Here is a 4479-nt window from a genome sequence, read left to right on the forward strand (position 1 = left end):
GGTGGCAGGGGCAGCAGATACTCGACAATTACACGACCATCCGGGAGCAGAAGAGCACGCAGGCCATGCTGTCCGAGAGGAACAGCGGCGTGCAGCTCACGACCTGCGGAGAGGAACGACGCCGCTGCGTGAGGGTGAACCCGGACGCGGGACGGTTCGGAGAGGATTCGAGCTGGATGATACTGGCGGGGAAATAGCACATGACGGAACTGGAAAAACAGTTGCTGAGCGCATTAGAGCAGCTACAGCAGGACTACTCGAAAAGGCTGGACGAGTGGGAGAGCGCCTTCGCGGAATGGCGGACGATGTGTGGTCTTATGCAACGGGAGAACGCAGCGCTGAGCGAGCGCGTCACGGACTTGAGCACGCAGGTGCTGAGTTTAAGCGAGCAGCTGCGCCGGTTGTCGTAAGGCTGAACGACATCGAGGCACACCGGGAGCAGGAGCGCGCAGCGCAGCACCAGAAAGCGCTGGAGCTGGAACGATCGCAGCGTCAGCAGGAGTATGACGGTACGTCGCTGTGATAACCGGATAAAACGGGGCTTTCATTGAGGATCTGCGCCGAAACCCGGTGCCATTCACCCGGCTGCATGGCTATGCAGTCGGGTGAGATTTATCAGGCGCAGAATGCACGGTTTGCGGGGTGGTTTACTGTCGGTTTTGCAGGACTGACGCCGCATTCGCGCTGAACCCGTCCGGAGAGGTGCGGGCAAGGGATGTTATGGTAAAAGCATGATGCCTGGCGGGTACGGAAAAATTGTGGCGACCGAGCCTGCAGACGCAAAAATCCGGCCCATACTTATTCGTCTCCTTCATCAGGAATGCAGTACTATCCAGCCACTGCAGGTATTTGGCCCCCAGCGGGGGCTTTTTTTGCCTGTTGTTGGGGCAGATAAAGAAAAGGGCCGCATTAGCGGCCCTTTTCGGAGAGAGCGATGCCTCAATGCGGAATTTCAGAGACTTCTTTAACGTCGGCTTTATTGATCTGCTGTTTGACACCATTTGCGTCTTTATAGCCCAGCAGGCCTGAGTCTGATTCTGTAGGCTTGCCGTCGCTGACAATTGTACGCCCGTCGTTGGTGTGGATGGCATAGCTTGTGCGCGTGCAGCCGGTTAGGGCTGAAAGCGCAACTGCCGCTGCGAACACTGAAACAAAAATCTTTTTCAAAGCCAGCTCCTTTTATCCGTATCAGTTGTCTAGTTCACTCATGTTGGTAATTTTGTCACGGTTGATCTGTTCGGTTCGGCCTGTATGGGCATCTTTGTAGGATACTAATCCCGTATCACTGTCAACTTTGGGTTTGCCGTCTGTAACGATAGTGCGATCATCTGTGGTTTTTATTTCTTGGTTTGAAGAACATCCAGCAGCGGCAAAGGTCACCAACGCGACCATCATGGCCGCCAACAGCGTTTTTTTATTCATAATAGGTTCCCTGCTTAAAGGTAAAGTGGATATGGTCACTAACCATCTAAGTATAGGTCGTTTTTTCATGCGAAAAGAGGATTGAATGGACAAGAATTTCGATTATTGCTGACAGAGCATGGAGAAAAAGAGGCTGTTTTACTGTTCGGAAAGAAATCTTTTGTTGCCGTGCCAGATACGCAGAACCTTTATGGTGGGTGTTATTACCTTTATTTAGAGGATGCTCACAAGAACGAGCTTTTAATTGAGTTAAACGAAAGTGATTTATACCCCGGTGGCGCAATAGAACTTCAACACAACGGCGGTCGGAAGATTCATTGCGAGATACTAAAAGTAAGGTGGAGTCGTTAACTCAAGTAATGTTTCCTAAGTATGTTGATAGGCAAACATAGTGGTAGTTAGTCTCTCTGAGTAAATGATCTTCTTGTGATCCTGTCGTTACAGTCGTAATCTCTTGCTCTGAAAACGAAAAAACCACCTGGGGAGGTGGTTTGATCGAAGGTTAAGTCAGTTGGGGAACTGCTTAACCAGGTAACTGGGTATACGAGACCGCAGAAACCAAAACTGTTCTTTCAGTGTAGCCTCTCTCAGGCCCATACTTCAAGACCTCTTAATTTGTCTCTCGTATACCTCCAGTTACTAATGGCTGCTGCCAGTAGCGATTTTTCGTGTCTTTCCGGGTTGGACTCAAGACGATAGTTACCGGATAAGGCGCAGCAGTCGGACTGAACGGGGGGTTCGTGCATACAGTCAATCCTGGAGCGAACTGCCTTCGCGGAACTGAGTGTCAGGCGTGGAATGAGAAACCGCGGCCATAACAGCGGAATGACACCGGTAAACCGAAAGGCAGGAATGCGGGGGAGCACGAGGGAGCCATCAGGGGGAAACGCCTGGTATCTTTAAGCCGCATCGGGTTTCGCCACCACTGATTTGAGCGTCAGATTCTGTGATGCTTGTCAGGGGGGCGGAGCCTATGGAAAACCGGCAGCGGCGCATCCTTTCTTCCCCTCCTGCATTCACGTATTTCCCCGCCACGTCTTTATCCGTGAGTCCGTACCGCTCGCCGCAGCCGAACGACCGAGCGTAGCGAGTCAGTGAGCGAGGAAGCGGAATATCCACCGGGACAGGCATCAGCCTCTTACGCACCTGAGCCTCATCTCACAGTTTTCATGACTGACTATTTCATCCCGATTCCCGTCGTGCCACCATAGTAAGCCAGTATACACTCCGCTAGCGCTACGTGACTGGTTCAGGGCTGCGCCCCGAAACCCGCTAAATGCCACTGACGCGCCTGCGGCTTGCCCAACACCGCGCCGACCGGGAAAAGATTTCCCGCCCGTCCCGGCGTTATCAGGAGGCCGGATTGGCAGACAAACGCAGCAAAATGCTCACGATGTGGGTAACAGAAGATGAGCACCGCCGTCTGCTGGAACGCTGCGACGGTAAACAGCTCGCGGCCTGGATGCGGCAGACGTGCCTGGACGAGAAGCCCGCCCGGGCCGGCAAACTTCCCTCGATCTCGCCGGCGCTGCTTCGTCAGCTTGCCGGCATGGGGAACAACCTCAACCAGATTGCCCGCCAGGTTAACGCCGGTGGCAGTAGCGGTCTCGACCGCGTGCAGGTCGTCGCCGCGCTGATGGCCATCGATGCCGGACTCGAGCGGCTGCGGCATGCCGTACTGGAAAAGGGGGCTGACGATGATCGTTAAGTTTCATCCCCGGGGACGCGGAGGCGGTGCCGGCCCGGTTGATTATCTGCTGGGGAAAGACCGCCAGCGCGACGGTGCCAGCGTTCTTCAGGGGAAGCCGGAGGAAGTCCGGGAGCTTATCGACGCCTCGCCCTACGCCAAAAAGTACACCTCCGGGGTGCTGTCCTTTGCCGAACAGGACTTACCGCCCGGGCAGCGTGAAACGCTGATGGCGAGCTTCGAGCGGGTTCTGATGCCCGGACTCGATAAAGACCAGTACAGCGTGCTGTGGGTTGAGCACCGGGACAAGGGGCGGCTGGAGCTGAACTTCCTGATCCCGAACACGGAGCTGCTGACCGGCAAACGGCTCCAGCCATACTATGACCGCGCCGACCGTCCTCGCATTGATGCCTGGCAGACCATCGTGAACGGCAGTCTGGGGCTGCACGACCCGAACGCGCCGGAAAACCGGCGGGCACTGGTCACGCCGTCCGCGCTGCCGGAAACGAAGCAGGAAGCCGCTCAGGCGATTACGCGGGGTTTACTGGCCTTAGCCTCGTCCGGGGAGCTGAAAACGCGTCAGGACGTCACTGAGGCGCTGGAAAGCGCAGGTTTTGAGGTGGTTCGCACCACAAAAAGCAGCATCAGCATTGCCGACCCGGACGGGGGGCGAAACATCCGACTGAAGGGAGCCATCTATGAACAGTCTTTTAACGCTGGCGAAGGACTTAGAGCAGAAATCGAAAGTGCAGCAGCAGACTACCGGCGAGATGCTGAAAGCCGCATTCAGCGAGCACGAGAAGTCTGTCAGAGCGGAACTGAACGAAAGCGAGAAGAGAATCAGCGCCGCCATCCACGACCACGACCGGATGCTGTCCTCAGCCATGAGCCAGCGTACGAAAGGGATGCTGCGCATGGTCAGCCAGACGTGGCTGACCATCGTCCTGGTCTCCGTGCTGCTGATAGCCTCAAGTGCGGGCATTCTATGGTGGCAGGGGCAGCAGATACTCGACAATTACACGACCATCCGGGAGCAGAAGAGCACGCAGGCCATGCTGTCCGAGAGGAACAGCGGCGTGCAGCTCACGACCTGCGGAGAGGAACGACGCCGCTGTTCCTCTCGGACAGCATGGCCTGCGTGCTCTTCTGCTCCCGGATGGTCGTGTAATTGTCGAGTATCTGCTGCCCCTGCCACCATAGAATGCCCGCACTTGAGGCTATCAGCAGCACGGAGACCAGGACGATGGTCAGCCAGACGTGGCTGACCATCGTCCTGGTCTCCGTGCTGCTGATAGCCTCAAGTGCGGGCATTCTATGGTGGCAGGGGCAGCAGATACTCGACAATTACACGACCATCCGGGAGCAGAAGA

7 protein-coding genes and 2 pseudogenes are annotated in these 4479 nt (G+C 55.9%); 6 read left to right on the plus strand and 3 right to left on the minus strand.

The annotated features are described in order from the left end of the window. A pseudogene (locus tag C3451_RS24455) lies at positions 1 to 197 on the plus strand (mobilization protein); the annotation flags it as partial. Positions 198 to 200: 3 nt separating this feature from the next. Next, positions 201 to 410 carry an MbeD family mobilization/exclusion protein gene (locus tag C3451_RS23975; RefSeq protein ID WP_001632067.1) on the plus strand — a complete coding sequence of 70 codons (210 nt, stop codon included), beginning with the start codon at positions 201 to 203 and terminating at the stop codon, positions 408 to 410. Between the two features lie 529 nt (positions 411 to 939). On the opposite strand, the gene C3451_RS23980 is transcribed toward C3451_RS23975, so the two are convergent. Then, entirely contained in the window at positions 940 to 1167 is a 228-nt protein-coding gene (locus C3451_RS23980) for a YgdI/YgdR family lipoprotein (protein WP_000719360.1), read from the minus strand. Positions 1168 to 1188: 21 nt separating this feature from the next. Then, positions 1189 to 1422 (minus strand): YgdI/YgdR family lipoprotein, encoded by a 234-nt coding sequence (locus C3451_RS23985; RefSeq protein WP_001036746.1) that lies wholly within the window; start codon positions 1420 to 1422, stop codon positions 1189 to 1191. 81 nt (positions 1423 to 1503) lie between these two features. Between C3451_RS23985 and C3451_RS23990 the strand changes: the two genes are divergently transcribed. Beyond that, entirely contained in the window at positions 1504 to 1773 is a 270-nt protein-coding gene (locus C3451_RS23990) for a hypothetical protein (protein WP_079839079.1), read from the plus strand. Between the two features lie 236 nt (positions 1774 to 2009). Here the strand turns inward: C3451_RS23990 and C3451_RS24785 are convergent, their stop codons facing one another. Beyond that, positions 2010 to 2168 carry a hypothetical protein gene (locus C3451_RS24785; RefSeq protein ID WP_032670878.1) on the minus strand — a complete coding sequence of 53 codons (159 nt, stop codon included), beginning with the start codon at positions 2166 to 2168 and terminating at the stop codon, positions 2010 to 2012. A 638-nt stretch (positions 2169 to 2806) separates the two neighbouring features. On the opposite strand from C3451_RS24785, the gene C3451_RS24005 reads away from it, so the two are divergent. The 3 genes and pseudogenes from C3451_RS24005 (at position 2807) to C3451_RS24720 (ending at position 4374) form a co-directional block, all read left to right on the plus strand. Continuing rightward, positions 2807 to 3130 carry a MobC family plasmid mobilization relaxosome protein gene (locus tag C3451_RS24005; RefSeq protein ID WP_001555769.1) on the plus strand — a complete coding sequence of 108 codons (324 nt, stop codon included), beginning with the start codon at positions 2807 to 2809 and terminating at the stop codon, positions 3128 to 3130. 208 nt (positions 3131 to 3338) lie between these two features. Continuing rightward, positions 3339 to 3773, plus strand: a pseudogene (locus C3451_RS24715) (relaxase/mobilization nuclease domain-containing protein); the annotation flags it as partial. Between the two features lie 34 nt (positions 3774 to 3807). Beyond that, the gene (locus tag C3451_RS24720; RefSeq protein WP_240034232.1) at positions 3808 to 4374 is read left to right on the plus strand and encodes an MbeB family mobilization protein; all 567 of its coding nucleotides are present in this window, start codon (positions 3808 to 3810) and stop codon (positions 4372 to 4374) included. Positions 4375 to 4479: the final 105 nt, after the last annotated feature.

The organism is Enterobacter sp. 301B (genome assembly GCF_003850715.1).
Lineage (GTDB): Bacteria > Pseudomonadota > Gammaproteobacteria > Enterobacterales > Enterobacteriaceae > Enterobacter > Enterobacter intestinihominis.